The sequence below is a fragment of the Amycolatopsis sp. TNS106 genome (assembly GCF_019330265.1).
Lineage (GTDB): Bacteria > Actinomycetota > Actinomycetes > Mycobacteriales > Pseudonocardiaceae > Amycolatopsis > Amycolatopsis lurida.
In genome coordinates, this window is the sequence record NZ_CP024972.1 from 856,444 (window position 1) to 881,341 (window position 24,898).

The following is a 24,898-nucleotide window of genomic DNA, read 5'->3' on the forward strand; positions in this document are numbered from 1 at the left end:
TCGTTCCCGGTGGCAGGGAGTCCACCGGGAACGAGGGGCGGGGAGATGATCCAGAGCGTGCTCGTCGGCGCGGTCGTCGTGCTGGCTTGGACGATGACGGCGGCGCGGCTGGAGCGGTGGCAGATCACCGCGCCGATGGCGATGGTCGCGGCCGGGCTGGCGATCGGGTTCAGCACCCGCAACGATCTCGGCAACGGGCTCAACACCGAGATCGCGCTCAACGCGGCGGAACTGATCCTCGCGCTGCTGCTGTTCGTGGACGCCACCGCGGTCAAGGGCGGCTATCTCGGCCACGACGCCAAGACCGCGGTGCGGCTGCTGCTGATCGCGCTGCCGCTGACCATCCTGATCGTCATGGGTGTCGGCCTGCTGGCGCTGCCGGGCCTCGGCTGGGCGGCGGTCCTGCTGATCGCCTGCATCATCGCCCCGACGGACTTCGCGCCGGCGACGTCCGTGGTGCACGACGTCCGGGTGCCCGAACGCGTGCGGCATCTACTGAACGTCGAAAGCGGCTACAACGACGGCGTCGTCGCCCCGGTGTTCATCTTCGCGCTCACCCTCGCGGGGAGCCATCACCAGGCGAACACGCCGGGCGAGGCGCTGCAGACCGCGATCCCGGCGGCGTTGCTGGCCGTGCTGGCGGGCTCCGTCATCGGGGCGGTGGCCGCGGTGGCGATGAACGTGACGGCCAGGCACGGCTGGTCGACCCGGCACTCCGCGCGGGTCGCGGCCGTCGCCCTGCCGCTGCTGACCTACACCGCCGCCGTCGCCATCGGCGGCAACGGCTTCGTCGCCGCGTTCATCTGCGGGATCGCCTACAAGACCGCGCGGCATCCGAGCGAAGACGAACTCGGGCTCGCCGAAGACGTCAGTTCGCTGTGCGGGCTGCTGATGTGGTTCGTGTTCGGCAGTACCGCGGTGCTGGTGCTGTCCTTCGGGCTCACCTGGGGCATCGTGCTCGTCAGCGTCGTGGCACTGACCGTCGCGCGGCTGATCCCGGTGCTGCTCACCTTGCTGCGGACGGACTTCCGGTGGAAGGACCGGATGACCATCGGCCTGCTGGCCCCGCGTGGCGCGGCGTCGATCGTGTTCGGCCTGCTCGCCTTCAACTCACTCGACGGGGACGCGGCGGACGTCGCGTTGAGCGTCATGGCGGTGACCGTGCTGCTGAGCGTCGCCGCGCACGGTGTCGGGGCCTCGGCGTTCCTGAACCGCAAGTCGAAGAGGTCTTGACCCTTGGTGTCGCCGTAAGGCCCCGGTCAGCCGCTCATCGCCTTCCTGATGGCCGCCTCGAGCTCTTTCACGTGCTTCGAATTCATGCCGCCGTAGGTGAAGGTGTTCATGTCGACCTTGTCGGCGTACATGGGCACGTCTTCGACGATCGTCTTGGACGCCCCGTTCACGTCGAAGACGAGCATTCCCGGCTTGAACGCCGTCGGCGGGATGTTCTTGATACCGCTGATCTTCTCGACGGTGAAAGTGTGCTTCTTGTAGTTGAGTCCCTTGACCGCGGCCTTGATCGTGATCGTCCGGCCGCTGAAGCTGATGGAACGACGTCTGGCGTGGATGTGCACGAACCCTCCCCTGGGCGCGAAAGAAGGCACTTTAGGAGAGTGGAAACGGGAGAAGTGGGCGTCGTTTCCGAACCGTTATCGGCTCAGTTGTCCGCCGTCTCCACGTCGTCCACGGTGAGGTCGTACGGCTCGGCGCTGTTCCACAACGCCTCCGCCTCGCCCAGGAACGTCCTGTACGCCGAGCCGTCCGCGGGCTGCAGCACGAACTTCGGATCACCGGCCTGGTACGTGTAGTACTCGGCGAACAGTGCCGAGCCGGTGGCGATGACCCCGATCGCGATGGGATGCGCGACGAGCCGGACCGCGAGGTCGCCGCCGGTCGAGCGGTTCAGTTCGGCCAGCACCCGCAGCGTGTGGAGGACCCGCTCCCGCGCGCTTTCCGGCGAACGCACGGCGTGGTAGCGGGAGGCGGCCGTGTCGATCGCGGGCGAATGCGGGTCGATCAGCACGAACCGGATCTTCGTCCCGGCGCGCAACCGTTCTTCGAGTTGGCCGTAGCTGTTGTTCACCAGGGTGTTCCGGGCCATCCCGGTGATCAGGAGTTCGCTCGCGCCGTCGATCGCCTCGGTGAGCGCGGGGCCGAAGTCCTCGCTGAACACCGGGCGGCGCGCCCGCGCGACCTGGTCCGCGGGAGACAGCGGCCAGGGTGTGCCGTCCTCCCACAGCCGTTCCGCCTCGTCGGCGAAGTGCCGGTACCAGGGAGCGTCCTTCGGTTCCACTGTGAACACCGGCGCGGCCTCGGCACTCGGCCGGTATTCGTAGTGCTGCACGCAGATCAGGCCCCGTTTGCCGGAGACGTCGAGACAGTTGAACCCGGCGGACGGGATCCGCGACGACACCCGGATCTCCAGCCTGCCGCCGGTCCTGCTCTTCAAGGAGGTCAGCTCGTCCAGGGTCGCCAGGATCCGTTGCCGTAGCCGCCCCTGTCCGAGGCTCTGGGAGATCCGGCGATCGGCGATGGCGACGAGCTCTTCGTCGGTCGGATCCAGCACCAGTACCCGGATCCGTCCGCCCGATTCGAGGATCGACCGGATGTCACTGCGCATTCCCTGCACGGTCCTGGTCATCGAATGGCCGATGAGCAGGATGTCGAACGCCGCCGCACGCCGGGAGATGAGATCCGCGGGGAATTCCGGTTCGAAGAACGACGCCGGGCCACCCCGGTTGGCGTCGCGGACCTGTTCGGTCAGCCGCCGCGAGCGGATCTGGGAGAAGGCGAGCAGGGCCAGCAACGCCGTCACCACGGACGAAAGCGTTTTGACGTCCGAGATCCCGGTCGCGCCCAGGACGGTGAACGCCAGTGCGACGGTGCCCAGTACGTACAGATCCAGGTTGTCGTCGGTGATCACGCGCGCCAGCGATCGCCGGATCCGTCCACGCTCCGCCACTGAACCCCCTCGTCGTCGGTTCCGTGGACACGGTATCGGCCGGAGCCCTGGCGTGTCCTGGATTCCTGACATCGATGGCATCGCCGAACCAAGCGATACGAAGCCATTTGGCTCATGCGTTTGTCTGGTCCAGTCCAGTTATGTCTACTAACGTAGAGGGATGGAGCTGGAACTGCGCCACCTGCGTATCATGTGCGCGATCGCCGAACTCGGGAGTATCACCAAGGCGGCGAACACGCTCGGAATGGCGCAGCCTGCACTGACAGCACAACTGAAGCGCATCGAACGGACCCTCGGCGGGAAACTGTTCCTGCGCGACCACACGGGCACCCGGCCGACCGCGCTCGGCCTCCTCGTCCTCGACAGGGCGAAGATGGTGCTCCCCGCCGTGTCGTCGCTGCACGACGAGGCGGCGCGGCTCGCCCAGCACGCCGGTACCGGCGAGCCGGTGACCCTGCGGCTGGGCTCGGCGACGGGGCCGATGCTGGGGGCGCTCCTGCAGCGCCTCGGCACCACCCATCCCGACATCCATGTCGCCACGCATACGTCGTGGTCGGCCAACAAACTCGCGGACATGACCGCCGAGGGCGCGCTGGACTTCGCCTTCGTCGGCGTCTGCGGTGACGCCGCGCCGCCGCCCGAGCCCGGTCTCCGCTGGCGGACGCTCGCGCATCATCCGGTGTTCGTGCTGATGTCGGCGCGGGACGAGCGGGCGCAGCGGCCCGAGGTCGAACTCGGCGCGCTCGCGAACGAACGGTGGTGCGCGACGCCGGGTGACGGCTGTTTCGGCGACTGTTTCGCCTCCGCCTGCGCGAGATCGGGGTTCACGCCGCGTTCGCTGTACGAAACCGATGTGCTGACCTGCATCGAGATGGTCGAGTCGGGACACGCGGTGGTGCTGTGCCAGCCGCTGTTCCACGAGATCCCGGGCATCGTCGCGGTCCCGATCGCGGGGAATCCGCTGAGCTGGCGGAACCTCGTCGGCTGGTCGGAGCGCGGGGAGATGGGGCCCTTCGCCGCGGAGATGATCGCCCTGTCCCGCGCGGTGTACGGCGAACTGATCGACCGGCGGCCGGCCTACTCGAAGTATCTGGAGTTGAACCCGGGGTACGGCGTGGACTACACGGACGCCGGGATGCGCTGACCTGCGGGGAAGCGGTCAATAGGTCCAGTCCACTGGGGTGGATATGACCTAAATGGTATGTACCATTTGCATCAGGTGCCTCGTACGGTCTGGACGAGATCTTCTTCCGGAACGCGGTGAGGAAACGCCTGAAATGAACCGAAAGATCGTAGCGGCCGCCGCGGCGGCCCTGACCGGCGCGGGCCTGGTCACGGCCATCGCGCTGACGCCGAGCGCCAGCGCCGGCCAGCCCGCGCCGGCCGCCGACCAGGTCCGTTCGGAGATCGTCGCCGCCTTGGCGCGCGACCTGAAGATCAGTCCGGATCAGGCGAGGACCCGCCTCGACGGCGAGCAGAAGGCGGCCCGCGCCGACAGCGACCTCAAATCCCGGCTTGGCTCGTCCTACGCCGGATCCTGGCTGGACGCGGCCGGGACCACGCTGACCGTCGCGGTCACCGACGCGGCACTGGAGGGTGTCGTCCGTGCGGCGGGCGCGACCCCGAAGACGGTCGCGCGGAGTGCCGCGCAGCTCGACGCGGCGAAGCTGTCGTTGGACACCAAGGGAACCAGCGCTCCGAAGACCGTGCCCGGCTGGTACGTCGACGCCACCACGAACTCGATCGTGGTGCTGGCCAACGCCGGTGGCGAGGCGGCCGCGAAATCGTGGGCCACCGCGGCGGGCGTGGGTGCCGACGCGGTGCGGGTCGAGACCAGCGCCGAAAGCCCGGTTCCGCTGATCGACGTCATCGGCGGCAACGCCTACACCTTCGGCTCAGGCCGGTGCTCGATCGGTTTCTCGGTCGAGGGCGGCTTCGTGACCGCGGGACACTGCGGCACCACGGGAACGCGGACTTCGAACCCGAGCGGGAGCGTCGCGGGTTCCAGCTTCCCCGGCAACGACTACGGGTGGGTCCGCGTGGACGCGGGCAACACCCCGCGTCCGCTGGTGAACCGCTACCCGGGCACCGTGCCGGTGGCCGGTTCGCAGGAGGCCGCGATCGGCGCGTCGGTCTGCCGTTCCGGTTCCACGACGGGCTGGCACTGCGGCACCATCCAGCAGAAGAACGCCTCGGTGAACTACCCGCAGGGCACCGTTTCCGGCCTCACCCGGACCAACGCCTGCGCCGAGCCGGGTGACTCCGGTGGTTCGTGGCTCGCGGGCGACCAGGCGCAGGGCGTCACCTCCGGTGGCTCCGGCAACTGCAGTTCGGGCGGCACGTTCTACTTCCAGCCGATCTCGGAGATCCTGAGCGTCTACAACCTGCGCCTGGTGACCTCGGGTTCGAACCCGCCCTCCAGCACGACGCCGACCACCACGACGTCGAACAACCCGCCCGGCGGAACCTGGGCGGCGGGCACCACCTACGCCGTCGGCGCGACGGTGACTTACGGCGGTGCCACTTACCGGGCCCTGCAGGGCCACACCGCTCAGGCAGGTTGGGAGCCGCCGAACGTCCCAGCGCTTTGGGCGCGCGCCTGACCGCCTAGCCGTCCGGGCCACACGCAGGGGTGCGCCCGGACCGACCGCCCCCGACGTCGTCCGTGCGTCGGGGGCGGTCCCTCTTCGTGGCGTAACTCGCGTGACGGGACACGGAACTCGCGTGATTGAAGGCGTAACTCACGTGATCAGACGCCGCACACTCGAGTTACGCGTCTGATCACGTGAGTTACGTGTCTGATCACGCGAGTTACGGCTCAGTGCAGGATCTTGAGGCCCACCACGCAGGCCACGATCCCCACGATCAGCAGGATCCGGGCCACCGAAACGGTTTCCGCGCCCGACCACATGCCGTACGCGACGGTGAGCGAGGCCCCGATCCCGACCCAGACCGCGTAGGCGGTGCCGACGGGGAGATCCTTCATCGCGTACGCGAGGCCCACCATGCTGGCGACCAGCGTCACGCCGAAGATCACCGACGGTATCGGCCGGGACAACCCTTCGGATTTGCCGAGGGCGGTGGCCCACACGGCTTCCAGCACACCCGAAACGATCAGGACAAGCCACGACATGACGCGCTCCCAGAGCGCCGTCTTGTCGCTGGCCGGGTACGGCACCCACTCGTCCGGGGACCTCGATCAGGAGGTTCCACGACCAGGATGGCACACCGCCGCGCGGGGTGCCCGCGGGTTTGACGAGGGTCACCACCCGGCGCCGCCGGTCAGCCCGCCAGCAGCGTGCGAGTCGTCCTGGACACCAGGTCGACGGTGCGCGGCGGCGGGGCCTCGCCGCGGTCGAGATGGCGCCTCACCGCCGCGTAAGGAAGGTCCACCAAGGCGAGCATCAGTTCGTCGGTGCTCCGGCCGGTCAGCGGACGCAGCCGTCGCACGACCTTGGTGATCGCCACGTCGAGGCGCTGGTTGGCGGCGTCGACGCGGGCGCGGTCTTCGTCGCTCCAGTCGTCGACGCCGAGCGCGCTGTCGCCGCCGTAGAGCAGTTTCCCCTCGGCGGGATGGGCGCGGCACCAGCGGACGACCTGTGCGGCGGCCTCGACGGCGGCTTCGGTCACCGGTTCCTGTCCGAGTGCTTCGAGGTAGCCCTGCTGGAAGCGGGTCACCGTGCGGAGCCAGACGGCGGCGAGCAGCGCCGGACGTCCGGGGAAGCGGTGGTAGATCGACCCGCTCGGCGCGCCGACCTCGCGGGCGACGGCCGACATGGTCACCCCGGCCGCCCCTTCGGTGGCGAAGATCCGCACGGCGGCGTCGAGGAAGTCGTCGGCGGTGTGCCGCGGTGGCCGTCCCATTTTCAGAGACTATCCTCTACTATGGTTTTAGGGGAAGGTCTCTAGAACTGGGAGGCGCGATGCGCGTGTGGAACAGGCATCACCGGATCGTCGGCGTGGCACAGGACCGTGCCGGCGCGCTGATCGACACTCTGTCCGCGGACGGCGACAGGCTCTGGCCCGTCGACGCGTGGCCGCCGTTGCGGTTCGACCGGCCACTCGGGGTGGGCGCCGACGGCGGGCACGGACCGGTGCGGTATCACGTCGAGTCCTACGAGCCTGGAAGGTCCGTGCGGTTCAGGTTCAGCGCGCCTCGCGGTTTCGACGGGTTCCACGAATTCACGCTGCGAGCGACGGAAACGGGGGAGACCGAACTCGCGCACCTCATGGTGCTGCGGCTTCGGCACCCGGCGTGGTTCACCTATCCGTTGCTGTGGCGGCCGATGCACGACGCGCTGCTGGAAGACTGTCTCGACCGTGCCGAGCTCGAACTCACCGGCACGGTCGAGAAGCCCGCGCGATGGAGCCTTTACGTCCGGCTCTTGCGGAGCCTGATCTCCGGCAGAAGGCCCTTTCGCTTGAGTGCGAACAAAGTGCCGCCGATGAGCACGACGGCGATCAGGTAACCCAGTGCCAGGGAGACGGCGCCGCCGTTCGCGGGCGGGAGAAGAACGCCGAACACGGCGCTGACGACGGCGAGGATCCAGCGGCCGCGGTCGGTCGTCAGGCTCACGGCCAGCAGGGCGACCGTCCACAAGAGATACCAGGGCTGGACGACCGGTCCGAGGAACAGCATCGCGGCGAAGGTCAGTCCCGCGGCGTAGAGCGGGTGCAGCTTCTCGCGGTAGGTGAGCCAAAGCAGCCTGGCGCCCACGGCGAGGCCGAGGATCGCGCCGATCAGGGAGAACACCTCGATCGCGCCGTCGGTCAGGTCGGCCCCGAAGATCTTGCCCACCCCGCCGACGAGGAAGCCGAGTTCGTTGGTGGGGGCCATCCAGCTGTGGACCTGGCCGGAAACCCCCGACAGCACCCGGATCCAGCCGAAACCGAGCCCGCTGCCGAGTGAGATCGCCACCGTGACGGCGGCGAATCCGGCGGGCAGCCCGAGCGCCACCGCCACCCGGCCCGCGGGAGTCGCCCGGCGGAACAGGGCGACGCCGACGAACAGCAGGCCGGCGACCGCCACGATCTTGATGTTCGCGGCGGCGCTCACCGCGACCACGCCGGCGGCGATCAGGGCGGGCCGGCCCACGCCGGTCTTCGCCGCGCCCAGGAGAACGAGTTCCAGCCCGGCGACCATCAGGCCGACCATGAGCCCGTCGTTGTGCACGCCCGCCACGACGTGCCACAGCACCAACGGGTTGAGCAGGGCCAGCCACAGCGCGATCGACGGCGAGACGCCGACGCGGCGGGCGAGCCGGGGGAGCGCCCACGCCATCAGCACGATTCCGATCAGCCCCAGCAGCCGGTGCAGCAGCACCGTCGGCACGAAGGCGTCCCCGGCGACGTGGGCGATCGTGCGGGCCAGCGCGACGAACGCGGGACCATAGGGTGCGGGCGTGTCCCGCCAGTAGTGGCTGACCGCCATCGTCACCGGCGAACCGGCGCCGAGCGCCTCGGCGGGCCCCACGAGGTAGGTGTCGAATCCCTCGGCCGCGATCAAGCCCTGTGCCAGATAACTGTTGATGTCGCCGCTGAACAGCGGGCGCGCGACCAGCAGCGGGGCGCACCACGAGACCGCGATCCAGTACAGCCGTCGTTCGGGCAACCCGGCGGCGAGCCGTCCGATGCCGAGCCAGGAGAGCACGAGGGTCGCCATCCCGGCGACACCCAGCGCCACCACCAGCACCGACGGCAGGCCGATCCCGGACGTGACCAGCGCCAGCACGGCGATTCCGAGGAAACCCGCCCAGTGCAACGCCGAGATGTTCAGCCCGGTCTTCTCCGGCGCGGGCAAGACGTTCTGCATGCGGCCAAACTACTCCAACTGCGAAATTCGATTCCGCCGAACGTAGGGGAAGCCGGTCGCGACGCTTCGGGGCCGCGTCCGCCGGGTACCCCACGCCGTGGAGAGGCGGTGGTGAGCGTGAAGAAGCGCTGGGTGCGTCTCGGGGCGTTCGGCTTGGCGGGGCTCCTGATCGTCGCGGCGGCATTGCAGATCACCGGGCTGCTGCCGAAGCTCGACCCGTTCGGAACGTCCACTGTGGACCGATCGCAGCCCGCGGTGCTCCAGGCGGTCCGGGATCTGAGCCAGTATCACGCCGCGGTCGGCGACTACCAGGTCGTCGTCGACATCGAGAAGGACGTCCAGTGGGTACCCGCGAGCATCGCCGGGGAACGCACCCTGTTCGTCGCGGCGGGCTCTGTCGACGCGTACGTCGACTTCGGGCCGCTCGTGGAGAATTCGCTGACCGTCTCCGAAGACCGGCGATCGGTCGAGGTCCGGCTTCCCGAGCCCAAGCTGGCGAAGCCCAATCTGGACAACGAACGCAGCTACGTCTTCGGCCAGGAGCGCGGCCTGTTCGATCGGCTCGGCGCCCTGGTTTCCGTGCAGGACCAGCGGCCGTTCTACCTCGCCGCGGAGAAACGCATCGGTGAAGCCGCGCAACACTCCGGCCTGCTCGAGCGTGCCAAGAGCAACACCAAGGCGATGCTCACGCAGCTGCTCCGAGGGCTGGGCTTCGAGGTCACCTTCGCGACGGAACCCGCCACCTGACCTCCGCGCCCCCGGTCCAGGATCACGAACAGGAGACCGGCCAGGCTTCGTACGCGGATGAAGCAAAGTGCTCCCCGGGCACTCACCGCCGCACGATGATTCCGCGTCCGTGCGGTGCTCACCCCGCCGCTCTTGACCGGACGGGCTCGTGCTGGTGGGCTGGCGAAGTCGACTGGGAGGCGCGATGGTGACGAAGCCGAGGGACAGCCTGACCTACAGCGAACCGATCGCGACCGGGGAGGTCACGATCGACACCGCCCCCGAGCAGGTGTACCGGCTCGTCAGTGATCCGGTCGCGATGTCGGAGTGCACCGAAGAACTCCGGAAAGCGCGGTGGATCCGCGGCGCGACCGAGGCCCGCGTCGGGAACTGGTTCGCCGGCAGCAACCGCAACGGGTGGCGGCGCTGGGTGACCCACGCCGAGATCACCGAGGCCGAACCCGGCCACCGGTTCGCCTACCGGGTGCGCACGCCGTTCTTCGTGCCGATTTCCCGGTGGGAGTACGAAATCGTCCCCGACGGCGACGGCACCCGTCTCGTCGTCAAGAACTGGCTGCGGGTGCCACCGTGGTTCATCCCCATCGCCATCCTCATCACCGGCGAGCCGGACAGAGCCGGGACGAACCGGGCCAACATCGCCGCCACGCTGGAGCGGGTCAAGGCCCGGCTGGAGGGCCGGGAATGGCACCGCTGACGTAGTCGTTTCCCCCGCTGGCCGATTCGGCGTGACCCGGCCACGAACGTGTCGTCCGCCCGATCACGCGTGTCGTCCGTCGGATCACGCGTGTCGTCCGTCCAGGCACGCGAAATGGCCGACTCGGCACAGCGATTCGGGAGTGGCGATTCAGGTCATCGAGGTTAAGGCAACCTTCAACGTTGCGAAAGTGGCTTTCGCAACGCAGCGGCTGCCCAGATGGTGTCGATGACACGCGAGCAGACTGCCTGCTCACCGGACACGTTTGCCGCCTCAGCCGTTCTCGAAGTTCTGCATTCCCCGGTTCTCCAGTTTGCGCATCACCGGACCGGACAGCAGTCCGTGCACGAGCACCGAAACCGCGATCGTCAGCGCCGTCACCCGCCACAGCGAGTCGGCCATCGGGAAATCGCCGTGCCCCAGCGCGTAGGAGAGGTAGTAGAGACTGCCGATCCCGCGGATGCCGAAGAACGCGATCGCCGTCGCCGCCGGACGGGTGGTCGTGCCGCCGAGCAGGGCCAAGCCACCGAACAACGGGCGGACGATGCCCACGGCCACCACCGCCACCAGCACTTCGACGAGCTTCAGCCCGTCCAGGAGCCCGTCGCCCATCGCGACACCGAGACCGAGCAAGGCCAGCGCGACGAAGAGCCGTTCCAGCTGATCGCCGAATTCGTGCAGCACCCCGTGGTACTCGTGCGACCGTTCGCTGGCGCGGATGATCGCGGCCGCGGTGAACACCGCGACGAAGCCGATGCCACCCAGCCATTCGCAGAGCGCGAAGGGCAGGAACGCGATGGCCAGCACCACCAGCCCGTCGGAGTATTCGCCAAGGCGCAGTCTCTCGTGCCGCACCCGGAACATCAGCCACGACAGCAACCGGCCACAGACGAGGCCGACCAGTACGGCGACCGCGAGCGGGACGACGACCTCCGTCAGCAGCCAGGGGACCGGTGACGTGCTCGCGGTCCCGGCCAAGACGAGGGCCAGCAGCACGAACGGCATCGCCAGGCCGTCGTTCAGCCCGGCTTCCGAGGTCAGCGTGAACCTGATTTCGTTGTCCGAGCCTCGCCCGTCCTCGGTATGCGGCGCGGGCACCTGGACGTCGCTCGCCAGCACCGGGTCGGTCGGCGACAGCACGGCCCCCAGCAGCAGCGCGGCGGCGGGGGACAGGGCGAGCGCCCACCAGCCGAGCAGGGCGACCGCGCCGACCGACAGCGGCAGAGTGATCGCCAGCAGCCGCCAGGTCGAGTTCCACGACCGCCAGCCGAACAACCGGTCGGATTTCAGTCCCGCGCCGACCAGCGACACCAGCACGCCGAGCTCGGTGATCACTTCGACGGCGCCCACATGCGACCGCGGATCGAGGACACCCTGACCATAGGGGTGTCCGAACGGGAGCAGTCCGAAAACGAGACCGCCCACCAGAAGGACCAGCGGCATCGAAAGCGCGCGTTCGTGCAACAGGTTCGGCAGCACGGCGGCGCACAACGCCAGAACGCCTGCCCCGGCGAGCAAGATCTCCATTCGCGCGGAGTACCCGGCCCGCGCCTCCGGCAACCGGGCGAGGTTCAGCCGCCCACTTCAAGTCCTTTGTGGACCGTCAAGGCGACGCCGGTGGCCAGCCGGTACGGCCGCGTGTCCACAATGGCGCCGAGCAGCCGTCGCAGCCGGGAGACCTCGGCGCGGACGGTGACGAGATGTTCGGCGTCGCCGTAGAGCGCCCGGCTGAGCGCCTCGGCCGAAAGCCCGGCCGTTCCCGCCGTGTCGAGGTGCACCAGGATCTCCGCGTGCCGCGGTGTCACCGTGCGGACCCAGCCGACGTCGCCCGACGCCATCCGCAGCATCGGCGCGTGGCCGAGTTCGAGATCCAGCCGGACGCGGCGCGCGGTGTCGGCGGGGCGGACGAGCCAGCCGTCGGCCAGCCGTTCGGGCAGGCAAGCGCCGAGTCCCGGCACGGCCAGGATCTGTCCTTCCGCGGGCGCGGCGATTCGCGCGCCGGAGGCGACCCCGGCGGAGTGGGCCACCCAGCCGTCGTCGTCCACCAGCAGTACCGGGCCGCCCACGCCGGTCACCACCGGTTCGGCGGTCCGGCGCAGCCGGTCGAGACCCTGCTGATGGTGCCGCCAGAGTTCGGCTTCGACCAGGCGCCTGCCGGTCTCCACCAGCGCGCCGATCGCCGGATGCAGGGTCAGTGCCGGACCGCTGACGTCGATCACGCCGAGCAGTTCACCGGTGCGCGGATCGTGGACCGGCGAGGCGGTGCAGTACCAGGGATGCTGGCCCTGTTCGAAGTGTTCCCCGGCGAGCAGTTCCACGGGCGCGGCCTCGGCGAGCGCGGTGCCGATCGCGTTGGTGCCGACCCTGGTCTCGGTCCAGACGGCGCCTTCGGTGAAGCCCAAGGTGTCGGCCCGGCGCCGCACGGCGGACGAACCCACCCGCCAGAGGATGACGCCGTCGGCGTCGGTCACCACCAGCAGCATGTTCGCGGTGTCGGCCGTCGCGCCGACCACCTGACCGAGATCCTCCACCACCAGCCGCAGCGGGGAGGCGCGGCGACGGCGGGTGACCTCGTCGAACGGCACCGAATCCCGGGTGTTCACCCCGTCGGCGGCGAGCCCGAGGCGCAGCATCCGTGACCACGACCGCGACACCAGCGGCCGCGGCCGGACCCGCGGGCTGCCGCCGCCGATGACGGCTTCGTGCATGCGGATCAGGTCCCGGGCGTGCATCGGCAGGTCGACGCCGGGCGGGACCGAGCTGTGCAGGCTCACAGGCCACCTCCGCACCATCGCGTCGACTGACCAGCATAGGACCGGCCGCCGAGGCGCGCCAAGGAGCCGGAGGTGCAACACGCTGCAACCTTTGCCCCCGTACCCACCTGAGGCGTGTGATCGGGGTAACAGCCGAACGCCGACGTTCAGGAGTGGCCATGACACAGACGGTGGACCGGATCGAGGCGACGGGCTCGCCGCAGGCTCGGGTGGACGCCTGGTTGAGCCGATTCGAATCGGCACTCGCCGCCCGCGATGTCGAAGCCGCCGCGGCGCTCTTCGCCGTCGACAGCTACTGGCGTGACCTGGTCGCCTTCACGTGGACGATCAAGACGGTCGAAGGGCGCGACGAGGTGGCCGGCCTGCTCGGCGCGTGCCTCGACCGGATCGACCCGTCCGGCTTCCGCACGACCGAGACGCCGACCGAAGCCGACGGCGTGACCGAAGCGTGGCTCGAATTCGAAACCGCGACCGGACGCGCGAAGGGGCATTTGAGGCTGAAGGACGAAGGAGCCTGGACGCTGCTGACGAGTCTGCGCGAGCTCAAGGGATTCGAGGAACGTCGCAACGAGCAACGGCCGAAGGGCGTCGAGCACGGCGTCGTGCGCGGCCGGAAGTCCTGGGCCGAGAAGCGCGAGGAGGAGCAGACGCGGCTCGGCTATGCGCAGCAGCCGTACGTCGTCGTCATCGGCGGCGGACAGGGCGGGATCGCGCTCGGCGCCAGGTTGCGGCAGCTCGACGTGCCGACGCTGGTCCTGGAACGCAACGAACGGCCGGGCGATTCGTGGCGCAAGCGGTACAAGAACCTCTGCCTGCACGACCCGGTCTGGTACGACCACCTGCCCTACCTGCCGTTCCCGGACAACTGGCCGGTGTTCGCGCCCAAGGACAAGATCGCCGACTGGCTCGAGATGTACACGCGGCTCATGGAAGTGCCGTACTGGACCAGTACCGAGGTCACTTCGGCGTCCTGGGACGAGGAAAAGCGGCAGTGGCTGGTGACCGTGGTCCGCGAGGGCGAGGAGCTGGTGCTCACGCCACGGCATGTCGTGTTCGCGACCGGGATGTCGGGCAAGCCGAATCTCCCGTCGTTCCCCGGGATGGACGTTTTCGAGGGCGATCAGCACCATTCGTCCCAGCACCCCGGCCCGGACTCCTACGCGGGCAAGAAGGCCGTCGTGGTCGGCTCCAACAACTCCGCGCACGACATCTGCGCGGCCCTGTGGGAGCACGGCGCGGACGTCACCATGGTGCAGCGGTCCTCCACGCATGTCGTGAAGTCGGATTCGTTGATGGACCTGGGACTCGGCGACCTCTATTCGGAACGCGCGGTGCGGTCGGGGATCACCACCGACAAGGCGGACATGATCTTCGCGTCGATCCCGTACCGGATCATGCCGCGGTTCCAGATCCCGGTGTACGACGCGATCCGTGAGCGGGACAAGGACTTCTACGCGCGGCTGGAAGCCGCCGGGTTCCAGCACGACTGGGGTGACGACGGATCCGGCCTGTTCCTGAAGTACCTGCGCCGCGGCTCGGGCTACTACATCGACGTGGGCGCGTCGGAACTGGTCGCCGACGGGAAGATCAAGCTGGCACACGGCCAGGTCGACCATCTGACCCGGGACGCGGTGGTGCTGTCCGACGGCACGGAACTGAAGGCGGACCTCGTCGTCTACGCCACCGGCTACGGCTCGATGAACGGCTGGGTCGCCGATCTGGTCGGGCAGGAGACCGCGGACCTCGTCGGCAAATGCTGGGGCCTCGGCTCCGGGACGACGAAGGACCCCGGCCCGTGGGAAGGGGAGCAGCGCAACATGTGGAAGCCCACGCGAAAGGAAGGCCTGTGGTTCCACGGCGGGAACCTGCACCAGTCGCGCCACTACTCGCTTTACCTCGCGCTGCAACTGAAAGCGCGTTACGAGGGCATCCCGACGCCGGTGTACGGCCTCCAGGAGGTGCACCACAAGGCGTGAGGAGCATCGAAGCTTCGGTAACCGGGATCCCGGGCGGTCCCGGTACCGGAGGGCACCGCCTCCGGACCCCGGGCGGTCGGCGACGTCGGGCACCGTCCCCAGACCCTGGGCGAGCCCGGCGTCGTACCCGTGCTCAGCGGGCGGCCTTCGTATAGCGTCGGGCCAGGACGGCGAAGGCCTCCTTGAGTTCGGGAGGCCCGACGACCTCGATGTCGGCGTCGAACCGGCCGATACTCGCCGCGAGTCCGGCCCACGACCACGACCCCAGCGTCAGACGGCACCGATCCGGCTCGAGTTCTTCCACGACACCGTCGCGGACGTAGTGGGACACCGTGGCCGCGGGAAGATCGAGGACGACTTCCCCACGGCACGGCCATTCGCCGGATTCGGACGCACCACGGAAGCGGCTCGCGACGAAGGTGGCGACATCGGGGGCCGGTAGTTCACGGGGCGTGAACCGCGGGCCGGTCGGGGTACGCGGGGAGATCCGGTCGGCCCGGAAGGTGCGCCAATCCGCGCGATCGGTGTCCCAGGCGACGAGATACCAGCGGCCGTGCCAGGTGACGAGGTGATGCGGTTCCGCCCGGCGCGGCGCGTCCGCGTAGTCGAACCGCAGGATCTCGCGGGCGTGCACGGCCGCGCCGAGCGCGAGCAGGATGTCGCCGTCGACGCGGGGTTCCGACCGGCTCGCGGGCGACTCGACGGCGGTGACCCGCAAGGTGTCGATCCGGCGCCGCAGCCGGGAGGGCATCACCTGCCGCACGGTGTGCAGCGCCCGCATCGCCGCTTCCTCGATCCCCGCGCCGCTGGTGGTGGCGATCTGGAGCGCGACGGCCAGCGCGACCGCCTGGTCGTCGTCGAACAGGAGCGGCGGCAGTTCGGACCCGGCGTCGAGCCGGTACCCGCCGTCGGGGCCCTTGATGGTCGCGATGGGGTAGCCGAGTTCGCGCAGCCTGTCGACGTCGCGCCGTACGGTGCGCGGGCTGATGTCCAGGCGCTCGGCCAGCAGCGCTCCCGGCCAGTCGCGGCGGGCCTGCAGCAACGACAGCATCGACAGCAGGCGCGCGGAGGTCTTCGGCATGTTTCCATGATGCCTGTAGTAGAGGCCACAACCTGTCCTCTACCCCTGCGAGAGTCGTCTTGTGCCAGAAAACGACAACCCGGAGGGCCCGATGACCGCCACCATCCTCGACGCCGAGCGCGCCGACCTGCTCGAAGCCCTCGACGCCGTCCGCGCCACGCTGATCACCACCGTCCAGGGGCTCACGGACGAGCAGCTCGACGCGCATCCGACGGTCAGCGAACTGAGCCTCGGCGGCCTGATCAAACACGTCGCCTCGATCGAGGAGATGTGGCTGCGCTTCGCGGTCGAGGGCCCGTCCGCGATGACCTACGACCTGCCGGAGGGCGTCACCTGGGCCGATCTCGGCGCCGGGACCGCCCGCGAGTTCCCGCAGTGGGCGATCGACCACCAGAACAACTTCAGGATGCTGCCCGGCGACACGCTCGCGGGGATCCTCGCGCGCTACGAACAGGTGGCCGCGCGGACGAAGGAGATCGTCTCGTCGATTCCGGACCTTTCCGCGACACACCCGCTGCCGGAGGCGCCCTGGAACCCGCCGGGCGCGGTGCGGAGCGTGCGCCGCGTGCTGACGCACGTCATCGCCGAGACCGCGCAGCACGCCGGCCACGCCGACATCCTGCGGGAGAGCATCGACGGCCAGAAATCGACCTGACCGTCGCGCGATCGCGTCGCGAAAGCCACTTTCGGGACCTCACACGTCTCGAAAGTGGCTTTCGCGACACCCACGCCCAGATCATGCGCCTTCGGTTCAGCCTGGGCAGGGCGCTTGCGCTACCCGCCCGGCCCCGAGGTGACCGCCCGCGCCCACGAGGGGGCATAGGTAGCTCACAGCTTCCTGCCGTAGGGTCCCCGCCCGTCGGCGACCGGTGATCTTGGTGGTGGTTGTGTGCGGGAGACGGAGCGGCGGTTCCGCCCGGAAATCCAGGGACTACGGGCACTCGCGTGCGTTCTGGTGGTCGTCTATCACGTCTGGCTCGGCCGGATCTCCGGCGGCGTCGACGCGTTCTTCCTGATCTCCGGCTTCCTCGTCACCGGCCAGCTCTACCGCGCGGCGGTGCGCGGGAGGATCGAGTACCGCCCGATGTGGGGCCGGATGATCAAGCGGCTGTTCCCGGCCGCGCTCACCGTGCTGCTACTGGTCGTCGCGGTGAGCGTGGTGCTGCTGCCGCAGAACCGCTGGTTCCAGACGATCAAGGAGGTCGCCGCTTCCGCCCTGTACCTGGAGAACTGGCAGCTGGCGGCGGATTCCACGGACTACTTCGCGCAGCACAACTCGGCCAGCGTCGTCCAGCACTTCTGGTCGCTTTCGATCCAGGGACAGTTCTACGTGGTCTGGCCGCTGCTCGTCGGCCTGGTGCTGCTGGTCGCCAGGCGGACACGCCGCAACGTCCGGCCGATGCTCCTCGGCGTACTCGGCACGCTGTTCGCGGCTTCGCTGGCTTATTCGGTGTGGTCGACCGCGGTCGATCAGCCGCTGGCGTATTTCGATTCGCTGACGCGGGTCTGGGAATTCGCGCTCGGCGGTCTGCTCGCGCTGGTGCTCGACCGGGTTTCGGTGCCCCGGCCGGCGCGTGTCGTGTTCGGCTGGGCCGGGGTCGCCGGGCTCGTCTCCTGCGGTCTGGTGCTTCAGGTCGGGACGGTCTTCCCCGGCTATCTCGCGCTCTGGCCGACTCTTTCCGCCGCGCTGGTGATCCTCGCGGGCGACACCGCGTTCGACGGCGGCGCCGACCGTTTCCTCAGCAGCCGCCCGCTGAAGTACCTGGGCGACCTGAGCTACGCGCTCTACCTCTGGCACTGGCCGGTCCTGGTGTTCTACCTCGTCGCCCGTGACCGTGAAGAGGTGGGCCTGAGCGGCGGCGCGGTGATCATCGCGCTGGCTTTCGTCCTCGCCGTGCTCACCCATCACCTGGTCGAAAAACCGGTCCGCGTGTCCGCGATCGGGACCGCGCACCGGTGGGGCGCTTACCGATTCGGTGCCGCGACGCTCGCGGCCGTGCTCGCCGCGGCCGGCGCCTGGCAGTGGGTGAGCGTGAACCAGGCGGAGGGCTACTCGATCGCGGTCGACGACCCCGACCACCCCGGCGCGCTGGCGCACACCGAAGGATTCACCTACTGGGGTGCCACCGACGCCACGCTCGTCCCGTCGTTCGTCGCGGTGTCCGAAGACTGGGCGGGGATCGACCCCGCCCGCTGCGGTGCTTCCCCGCGCAACGCCGATCTCGAGGTCTGCACCTCGCAGACCTCCGGCCATCCCACTCGCCGGATCGTGGTCACCGGCGATTCCCACGCCGGGCAGTTCCTCGGCGCGCTTCTCCCGATCGCCGAAAAGAAGAACTGGGAGGTCACGTCGATCCTCCGGGGCGGTTGCCCGTTCTCCACCGACTCGGACACCGTGCCGGGGGACCAGTCCTGCATCGACTGGAACACCGCCGTGGTGGACGAGATCGTCACGACCCGCCCCGACGCGGTGATGACGATCGGCACCAGGGACGTGAAGGTCGGCGTCGAGGAACGGGTTCCCGCCGGCTACGTCGCCCAGTGGCGCAAAGTCGACGAGGCGGGCATCCCGGTGCTGGCGGTGCGGGACAACCCGCGCTTCGGCCAGTCGCCGTCGGCGTGTGTCGAGAGCCATGGCGCGGAGGCACCCGAATGCGCCACCCCGCGTCACGATCTCTATGCGGCGGAGCCGCCGTACGAGACGTTGCCGGATCTGCCGCCGAACGTGCGGTTCGTCGATTTCAGCGACTACTTCTGCACGGCCGAGGTCTGCCCGCCGGTGATCGGCAACGTGCTCGTCTACCTCGACGACAACCATGTCAGCGGTACCTACATGTCGACGATGTCGGCCATCGCGGAGAAGGCGATCACCGAGGCGCTCGGCTGGGCGGACGATCACACGGAGGAACCGCCGCCCGGCGGGTGATCCAGACAACAAATCGCCGTTGGATTGCGTACTGCTGCACTGGTTCGATGGTCTGTCAACATTTTGTGCAACGATCAGCCCTTATCGGCGCATCGGAACGGCGGATATCGTCGTCACTATGAGGGTCGCCGTCCATCAGGGCTCGTACGCCGAGCTGCCGTCCGCCGTCGCGGCGTCGGGCGCCGATCTCGTGATCGCCGCCGAGATGATCACCACCGGTTACCACATCGGCGCCCGTTCCCACGAGCTCGCCGAACCGGCCGACGGGCCGACAGCGGAGCGGATGTCCGCGCTGGCAAGGGAAACCGGTGTCGCACTGGCCTACGGGTACCCCGAGACCGCCGACGGCCGCGTGTGCAACAGCGTCCAGCTGATCGGCCCCGGCGGACGGCGCCTGGCGAACTACCGCAAGACACATCTGTTCGGCGACATCGACCGTGACTGGTTCGAACCGGGCGCCGAGGCGGTCGTGCAGGCCGAGCTCGACGGCCTCCGGATCGGCCTGCTGATCTGCTACGACGTCGAGTTCCCCGAACTGGTGCGGGCGCACGCGCTGGCGGGGACCGAACTGCTCGTGGTGCCGACCGCGTTGATGAGCCCCTACGAACTGGTCGCCGACACGCTGGTGCCGGCCCGCGCCTACGAGAGCCAGCTGTTCGTCGCCTACGCGAATCGTTGCGACACCGAACGGGAACTGACCTACTGCGGCCGCTCCTGCGTCGTCGCCCCGACCGGCGAAGTGCTCGCCCGCGCGGGCGCCGGTCCGGAGCTGATCAGTGCCGAAATCACCCGTGACGCGCTCGTCGCGTCGCGTCTGGAGAACACCCACCTGGCCGACCGAAGGCCCGATCTGTACCGAGGACTTTCCGCATGACCTCCGCTCTCCCGACCGCGATCCACCACGACGAACCGGCAGGCCGCCCGATCACCATGTTCGGGCCCGATTTCCCGTTCGCCTACGACGATTTCCTGGCCCACCCCGCCGGACTCGGCTCACTCCCCGCCGAACGCCACGGCACCGACGTGGCGGTGATCGGCGGCGGCCTCTCGGGCATCGTCACCGCGTACGAGCTGATGAAACTCGGCCTGCGGCCGGTCGTCTACGAGATCGCCGAGATCGGCGGCCGCCTGCGCACGGTGAACTTCCCCGGCTGCCCGGACGACGTCGTCGCGGAGATGGGCGCGATGCGCTTCCCCCCGTCGTCGACCGCGCTCTTCCACTACATCGACAAGGTCGGTCTGGAGACGACTCCGTTCCCGAACCCGCTCGCGGAGGGCACGCCGAGCACCGTCGTCGACCTCAAGGGGGAGAGCCACTACGCGCGCACGGCGGACGAGCTTCCCGCCGTCTTCGGCAAGGTAGCGGCCGCCTGGGACAGCACGCTGTCCGAACAGGCCGCGTTCACCGAGATGCAGAAGGCGATCCGCGAACGCGACGTGAAGACGATCAAGCGGCTGTGGAACGAGCTCGTGCCGCGTCTGGACAACCAGACGTTCTACGGCTTCCTCTGCGACTCGCCCGCGTTCGCCTCGTTCCGTGACCGTGAGATCTTCGGGCAGGTCGGCTTCGGGACCGGCGGCTGGGACACCGACTTCCCGAACTCGATCCTGGAGATCCTGCGGGTGGTCTACACCGGCGCCGACGACGAGCACCGCAGCATCGTCGGCGGCAGCAGGCAGCTTCCGCTGCGGTTGTGGGACCACGCGCCCGAGGACATCGCGTTCTGGCCCGCCGGAACGAGTTTGAGCTCACTGCACGGCGGAAGCCCGAACCCCGGCGTCGCCAGGCTGCACCGCACCGCGCCGAACAACATCACCGTGACCGACACCGAGGGCCGCATCCGCACCTATCCGGCGGCGGTGTTCACCGCGCAGAGCTGGATGCTGCTGTCGAAGATCGCCTGCGACGAGGCGCTGTTCCCGATCGACCACTGGACGGCGATCGAACGCACGCACTACATGGAGTCCTCGAAGGTCTTCGTCCCGGTGGACCGGCCCTTCTGGCTGGACAAGGACCCGGAGACCGGCCGCGACACGATGAGCATGACGCTGACCGACCGCATGCCGCGCGGCACGTACCTGCTCGGCGACGACCCGGACGCGCCCGCGGTGATCTGCCTGTCCTACACCTGGGCCGACGACTCGCTGAAGTGGCTGCCGCTCTCGGTCTCCGAGCGGGTGGAGGTGATGTTGCAGTCACTGAAGGAGATCTATCCGGGCGTCGACGTCCGGCGGCACATCATCGGCGACCCGGTGACCGTGTCCTGGGAGGCCGAACCGCATTTCATGGGCGCGTTCAAGGCCAACCTGCCCGGCCACTACCGCTACCAGCACCGGCTGTTCACCCACTTCAAGCAGGACCGGCTCGAGGAGCGCCACCGTGGTCTCTTCCTGGCGGGCGACGACGTCTCGTGGACGGCCGGCTGGGCCGAAGGCGCCGTCCAGACGGCGCTGAACGCGGTGTGGGGCGTTCTCCACCACTTCGGTGGCGAGACCGACCCGGCGAACCCGGGGCCGGGCGACGTCTACGACGAGATCGCGCCCGTCGAGCTGTCCGACTGAGCGCGGCGGTCCACCAGCCGGGCCGTGCCCGCCGCGAGGAGAGCGCCGAGGATCGCGCCGATGGTGTTCATCAGCCAGTCGTTGGTGTCGCAGGCACGGCCGATCGCGGGCACGAGCGCCTGGAGCGTCTCGAGCACGGCGGACAGCGCCGAACCCGCCGCGAGCATCGTCACCGGCCGCCGGGACGCCAGCGCGGCGAAACAGACCGGCGGGAGGAACAGCGCGACGTTGGCCAGGAGTTCGACCGCGCCCAGCGTGGGCACGGAGAACTGGACGGTGCACAGGATCCCGTCGATCGTGTGCGCCGTCGGCACCAAGGTCAGTGCGAAGACCGGGAGCAAGGACACCCCGGCGAGCGCCCAGAGGAACCGCTGCCTGCCCGCGAACAGGCGGCCCAGGACGGCGCAGACGAGTGCGACCAGCAGGATCGCCACCGGCACGAGGGCGGAGTGGTCGAGCAGGAAGTTCGTGATCATGGCGCGCCGATCGTACAGAGGGAGAGGCGTGGTTCCGGGCTGGCCGATGGCTGATGGGGGTCGTGAGTGGTAAGTGTCGTTCTAACCCTCTTTGCCACTCACGACGGGCTTCCCTGTCTCGCTCAGCCGGTGAACCCGACCTCCGCCGACGGCACGACGCGCACTCGTCCGCCGGGATGGATCGCCGTGCTCAGGAGCAGGTTGTGCCGGGCGATGACCTGCTCGGCCGTCAGTCCCGTGGTGGGGTCTCCGTCGGCGGACGGCGCGTGGCCGTCGGCGACCAGCACGACGTCCAGCCCGTGGCTCTGCGCGGCCCGGGCGGTCGCGTCGACGCAGTAGTCGGTGGCCAGCCCGGTCAGCACCACGGCGTCGATGCCCCGGTCGACCAGCAGACCGGCCAGGCCGGTGCGGTAGAAGGAGTCCGTCGCCGTCTTGTCGACCACGACGTCGACCGGTTCGAGACCGAGCAGCGCGCTGACCCGGGTGCCCGGCGACGAGGGATCGAAGTCGGTGCCGGGAGCGCCGATCTGCCGCAGCGCGATCACCGGAACGCCGTTCGCGCGGGCTTGCCTGGCGAGCCCGGCGATCCGGGCCGCCAGCTCCTCGCCGCGCCAGACCAGGGGAACGAGCATCTCCTGCATGTCGACGATCAGCAGCGCGGCCCTCATAGGCGGCAGCCTAGGGCAGGGCGGCGGGCGACTCCGCCTCCGGGATGAGCAGCCGCGGCGTTCCGGTGCCGTCGGCGGGGACGGCCCAGACGTCGGAGTGTCCTTGCGCGCGGGCGAGGGCGTAGGCGACGGTGCGGTCGTCGAGCCAGGCGGGCTGGTCGTCGACGCTCCTGGTTTCGGCCAGCGGGGTCACCGTGCCGCTCGCGAGGTCGAGCACCGAGACCCGCCAGCCCTTCGCGGGGTCGCCGTCGACGGCGGACTTGTAGGCGATGCGGGTTTCGTCGGGGGAGAGGGACGGGCATTCGACGTTGTCCCGCAACGTCCGCACGGTGCGGGCCTTCGAGTCGCCCTCGACGAGGTAGCGGTGGGAACCCGTCGACATGGTGGCGTAGAACCGGTTCGGCCGCCGGGTGAAGGTGACGCCCCAGAAGTTGACGTCGGCCGCCTTGTACGGCTTGCCGTCCACGGTCACCGCGAACTCTTCGAGCGTGCCCTCGACCTCGCCGGTGGTGAGGTCGAGGGTGCCGGCGCGGGTGGAGAACCGGCCGCCGTTGTAGGAGTCGCCGGTGACGAACACCGTCCACGCCAGCCGCTGCCCGTCGGCCGAGACGCGCGCCCGGTTGGGCACCCCGACCAGCGGGATCTCCTGGGTCACCGCGAGACGGCGGTCGAGCACGGCCAGCTGGTAGGTGGTCAGCCCGGTTTCCGGCCGCAGGCAGATCCCGGTGCCGCCGGCGGCGTGGACCCGGCTGCAGGACACGGTCGACACCGCACGTGCCCCGCCCGGGTCGGCCGCGCTGACACTGGACACGTGGCCGCGGTCGGCGTCGGCGGTGCTGAGGAACAGCAACCGCGGGCCGTCGAGGCTGACGGCGTCGCTGGTGCCCGCCGACGCGGTGTCCTGGTTGCGCGCGCCCGCCATCCCGACGTAGATCACGGCGGCCGCGATCAGCGTGAGTGCTCCGGTGACGGCGATCAGGACGCGGGTGCGGGTGTTCACGGTCGGGCCTTCCTGCGGGGAGCCAAAGATCTGTTGTGGGGTAAGGCGAGTTCCGGATCTGGTCCGGGATGTGCCCGGCCGGCATCCGCACCCGGCACCGTCGCCTTACCGCCCGGCAAGGCCGCCCGCGGGCGCGTCCACAGTGGACACGCCCGCGGAGTTCACCCGATCACTGCCACACGCTGGTGATCGGCGGCTTGTTCGCCGCGTTGGCGATGCCCGGCAGGCCGAACGCCGCCTCGATCGTGCGGAGGATCGAGTAGTGGTTGATGGATTCGCTGTAGCTGCCCGGCTTCACGTGGGCACCGACGAACGTGGTGAAGATCTGGTTCACCGACGTCCCGCTGTCCTCGTCGAAATTGACGATCAGCAGGCTGTTGTGCGTCTTGGCCCACTGCGCGTAGGCGTCGAGGTTCTTCTTCAGCCATTTGTCCCCGGTGTCGACCGGGCAGTCGTGCATGTCGCTGCACAGGTCCGGGGTCACGAAAGCGACGTCCGGCAGTTTGGTGAAGTCGCTGGGGAACGACGAGAACCGTTTGTTCGCCGACGACGGCACATTGCCGAAGCTGACCCAGCTGTTGTGCTTGCGGGCGTATTTTCCCTTCGTGCAGCCGGTGTAGCCGTCCGAAGGCATGCTCTCCGCATAGCCGACGAACTTCTTGCCGATTCCCGCCAGCTGGGAAGCGATGTTCTCCTTGTTCCCGAGATCCTGGCATTTGTTGCTGTCGACACCGTGCGTCGAGCCAGCGAACTGGGCGATGTAGTTGGGCTGGCTCGGGTGCGTCGTGCCGTACGCCTTGGTGAACTTGGCCCCCTGCGAGGCGAGCTGGTTGAAGTACGGCGCCTTCGAGCTGCCGCTGATCTCCTTGTAGTCCTTGTTTTCGAACATCACGAGGACGATGTGGTCGAACGCGGGCACCGCCGCCGCGGCGGGCTCCACCGCGACGGCGGGACTGTCCTGATGGGACACCACCAGCGCCGTGGCCAGACCGGTCGCGGCCACGGCCGCGACCGCGATCCGTTTCCAGAACATTGAAACCTCCTGGGAAAAAGTTGAAACTTTGACGACCGACCGTCGGGTTCAGCGGCGCTCCTCGGGGTGTCGACAGAGCTGAGACATCAGATGTCTCAGCTGCATTTAAACGGTAGGGGAGCCCATCGCCCATCAAGATCGCCTGACTGGAGCAATCGGCGGGCGTGGAACGCCCCAAAACCGGCAT

At 69.1% G+C, this 24,898-nt stretch carries 23 protein-coding genes and 1 riboswitch; of the genes, 11 read left to right on the forward strand and 12 right to left on the reverse strand.

Going from position 1 to position 24,898, the window contains the following annotated elements; genetic code table 11:
• The first annotated feature begins 45 nt into the window (after nucleotides 1-45).
• The gene (locus CVV72_RS04025) at nucleotides 46-1,233 is read left to right on the forward strand and encodes a sodium:proton antiporter (protein WP_219151088.1); all 1,188 of its coding nucleotides are present in this window, start codon (nucleotides 46-48) and stop codon (nucleotides 1,231-1,233) included.
• Nucleotides 1,234-1,259: 26 nt separating this feature from the next.
• Here the strand turns inward: CVV72_RS04025 and CVV72_RS04030 are convergent, their stop codons facing one another.
• Nucleotides 1,260-1,574, reverse strand: a complete 315-nt coding sequence (locus CVV72_RS04030) for a hypothetical protein (RefSeq protein WP_219151089.1) — start codon at nucleotides 1,572-1,574, stop codon at nucleotides 1,260-1,262.
• An 83-nt stretch (nucleotides 1,575-1,657) separates the two neighbouring features.
• Nucleotides 1,658-2,962, reverse strand: coding sequence for a hypothetical protein (locus CVV72_RS41485; RefSeq protein ID WP_255632501.1), 1,305 nt, complete (start codon nucleotides 2,960-2,962; stop codon nucleotides 1,658-1,660).
• 160 nt (nucleotides 2,963-3,122) lie between these two features.
• On the opposite strand from CVV72_RS41485, the gene CVV72_RS04040 reads away from it, so the two are divergent.
• Together CVV72_RS04040 and CVV72_RS04045 are read left to right on the forward strand one after the other, a co-directional pair.
• On the forward strand, nucleotides 3,123-4,106 hold the full coding sequence (locus CVV72_RS04040) for a LysR family transcriptional regulator (RefSeq protein ID WP_219151090.1): 984 nt from the start codon (nucleotides 3,123-3,125) through the stop codon (nucleotides 4,104-4,106).
• A gap of 133 nt (nucleotides 4,107-4,239) precedes the next feature.
• Entirely contained in the window at nucleotides 4,240-5,565 is a 1,326-nt protein-coding gene (locus tag CVV72_RS04045) for an alpha-lytic protease prodomain-containing protein (RefSeq protein ID WP_219151091.1), read from the forward strand.
• Nucleotides 5,566-5,780: 215 nt separating this feature from the next.
• On the opposite strand, the gene CVV72_RS04050 is transcribed toward CVV72_RS04045, so the two are convergent.
• A complete protein-coding gene (locus CVV72_RS04050; protein ID WP_219151092.1) occupies nucleotides 5,781-6,095 on the reverse strand; it encodes a multidrug efflux SMR transporter in 315 nt (104 codons plus the stop codon).
• 11 nt (nucleotides 6,096-6,106) lie between these two features.
• Nucleotides 6,107-6,175: riboswitch (guanidine-III (ykkC-III) riboswitch) on the reverse strand.
• Between the two features lie 69 nt (nucleotides 6,176-6,244).
• A complete protein-coding gene (locus CVV72_RS04055; protein ID WP_219151093.1) occupies nucleotides 6,245-6,826 on the reverse strand; it encodes a TetR/AcrR family transcriptional regulator in 582 nt (193 codons plus the stop codon).
• Between the two features lie 59 nt (nucleotides 6,827-6,885).
• Here CVV72_RS04055 and CVV72_RS04060 point away from each other — a divergent pair, with 59 nt between their 5' ends.
• Entirely contained in the window at nucleotides 6,886-7,431 is a 546-nt protein-coding gene (locus CVV72_RS04060) for an SRPBCC family protein (protein ID WP_219151094.1), read from the forward strand.
• On the opposite strand, the gene mptB is transcribed toward CVV72_RS04060, so the two are convergent.
• Nucleotides 7,335-8,774: a polyprenol phosphomannose-dependent alpha 1,6 mannosyltransferase MptB gene (gene mptB / locus CVV72_RS04065; RefSeq protein WP_219151095.1), complete on the reverse strand. Its 1,440-nt coding sequence runs from the start codon at nucleotides 8,772-8,774 to the stop codon at nucleotides 7,335-7,337. The two genes, CVV72_RS04060 and mptB, sit on opposite strands and share 97 nt — an antisense overlap.
• Before the next feature lie 111 nt (nucleotides 8,775-8,885).
• Between mptB and CVV72_RS04070 the strand changes: the two genes are divergently transcribed.
• Together CVV72_RS04070 and CVV72_RS04075 are read left to right on the forward strand one after the other, a co-directional pair.
• Nucleotides 8,886-9,521 (forward strand): DUF4230 domain-containing protein, encoded by a 636-nt coding sequence (locus CVV72_RS04070; RefSeq protein ID WP_219151096.1) that lies wholly within the window; start codon nucleotides 8,886-8,888, stop codon nucleotides 9,519-9,521.
• 184 nt (nucleotides 9,522-9,705) lie between these two features.
• On the forward strand, nucleotides 9,706-10,215 hold the full coding sequence (locus CVV72_RS04075) for an SRPBCC family protein (RefSeq protein ID WP_219151097.1): 510 nt from the start codon (nucleotides 9,706-9,708) through the stop codon (nucleotides 10,213-10,215).
• 273 nt (nucleotides 10,216-10,488) lie between these two features.
• Here the strand turns inward: CVV72_RS04075 and CVV72_RS04080 are convergent, their stop codons facing one another.
• Nucleotides 10,489-11,742, reverse strand: coding sequence for a sodium:proton antiporter (locus CVV72_RS04080; protein WP_255632502.1), 1,254 nt, complete (start codon nucleotides 11,740-11,742; stop codon nucleotides 10,489-10,491).
• A 44-nt stretch (nucleotides 11,743-11,786) separates the two neighbouring features.
• A complete protein-coding gene (locus tag CVV72_RS04085) occupies nucleotides 11,787-12,989 on the reverse strand; it encodes a GAF domain-containing protein (RefSeq protein WP_219151099.1) in 1,203 nt (400 codons plus the stop codon).
• A gap of 158 nt (nucleotides 12,990-13,147) precedes the next feature.
• Between CVV72_RS04085 and CVV72_RS04090 the strand changes: the two genes are divergently transcribed.
• On the forward strand, nucleotides 13,148-14,965 hold the full coding sequence (locus tag CVV72_RS04090) for an NAD(P)/FAD-dependent oxidoreductase (protein WP_219151100.1): 1,818 nt from the start codon (nucleotides 13,148-13,150) through the stop codon (nucleotides 14,963-14,965).
• Nucleotides 14,966-15,098: 133 nt separating this feature from the next.
• Here CVV72_RS04090 and CVV72_RS04095 read toward each other — a convergent pair whose 3' ends face one another.
• Nucleotides 15,099-16,046: a YafY family protein gene (locus CVV72_RS04095; protein WP_219151101.1), complete on the reverse strand. Its 948-nt coding sequence runs from the start codon at nucleotides 16,044-16,046 to the stop codon at nucleotides 15,099-15,101.
• 91 nt (nucleotides 16,047-16,137) lie between these two features.
• Here CVV72_RS04095 and CVV72_RS04100 point away from each other — a divergent pair, with 91 nt between their 5' ends.
• The 4 genes from CVV72_RS04100 (at nucleotide 16,138) to CVV72_RS04115 (ending at nucleotide 21,534) form a co-directional block, all read left to right on the forward strand.
• Nucleotides 16,138-16,701 (forward strand): DinB family protein, encoded by a 564-nt coding sequence (locus tag CVV72_RS04100; RefSeq protein WP_219151102.1) that lies wholly within the window; start codon nucleotides 16,138-16,140, stop codon nucleotides 16,699-16,701.
• 234 nt (nucleotides 16,702-16,935) lie between these two features.
• On the forward strand, nucleotides 16,936-18,972 hold the full coding sequence (locus tag CVV72_RS04105; protein ID WP_219151103.1) for an acyltransferase family protein: 2,037 nt from the start codon (nucleotides 16,936-16,938) through the stop codon (nucleotides 18,970-18,972).
• Between the two features lie 118 nt (nucleotides 18,973-19,090).
• The gene (locus CVV72_RS04110; RefSeq protein WP_219151104.1) at nucleotides 19,091-19,846 is read left to right on the forward strand and encodes a carbon-nitrogen hydrolase family protein; all 756 of its coding nucleotides are present in this window, start codon (nucleotides 19,091-19,093) and stop codon (nucleotides 19,844-19,846) included.
• Nucleotides 19,843-21,534 (forward strand): NAD(P)/FAD-dependent oxidoreductase, encoded by a 1,692-nt coding sequence (locus CVV72_RS04115; protein ID WP_219151105.1) that lies wholly within the window; start codon nucleotides 19,843-19,845, stop codon nucleotides 21,532-21,534. Before CVV72_RS04110 ends, CVV72_RS04115 begins: the two co-directional genes overlap by 4 nt.
• On the opposite strand, the gene CVV72_RS04120 is transcribed toward CVV72_RS04115, so the two are convergent.
• The 4 genes from CVV72_RS04120 to CVV72_RS04135 all read right to left on the reverse strand — a co-directional run bounded on the left by CVV72_RS04120 (nucleotide 21,498) and on the right by CVV72_RS04135 (nucleotide 24,711).
• Nucleotides 21,498-22,010 carry a VanZ family protein gene (locus tag CVV72_RS04120; protein ID WP_219151106.1) on the reverse strand — a complete coding sequence of 171 codons (513 nt, stop codon included), beginning with the start codon at nucleotides 22,008-22,010 and terminating at the stop codon, nucleotides 21,498-21,500. The genes CVV72_RS04115 and CVV72_RS04120 overlap by 37 nt on opposite strands.
• Nucleotides 22,011-22,132: 122 nt before the next feature.
• On the reverse strand, nucleotides 22,133-22,678 hold the full coding sequence (locus CVV72_RS04125) for an isochorismatase family protein (RefSeq protein ID WP_219151107.1): 546 nt from the start codon (nucleotides 22,676-22,678) through the stop codon (nucleotides 22,133-22,135).
• 10 nt (nucleotides 22,679-22,688) lie between these two features.
• Complete coding sequence (locus CVV72_RS04130; protein WP_219151108.1) at nucleotides 22,689-23,678, reverse strand: hypothetical protein; 990 nt, start codon at nucleotides 23,676-23,678, stop codon at nucleotides 22,689-22,691.
• A gap of 169 nt (nucleotides 23,679-23,847) precedes the next feature.
• Entirely contained in the window at nucleotides 23,848-24,711 is an 864-nt protein-coding gene (locus tag CVV72_RS04135; RefSeq protein WP_219151109.1) for an alkaline phosphatase family protein, read from the reverse strand.
• Nucleotides 24,712-24,898: the final 187 nt, after the last annotated feature.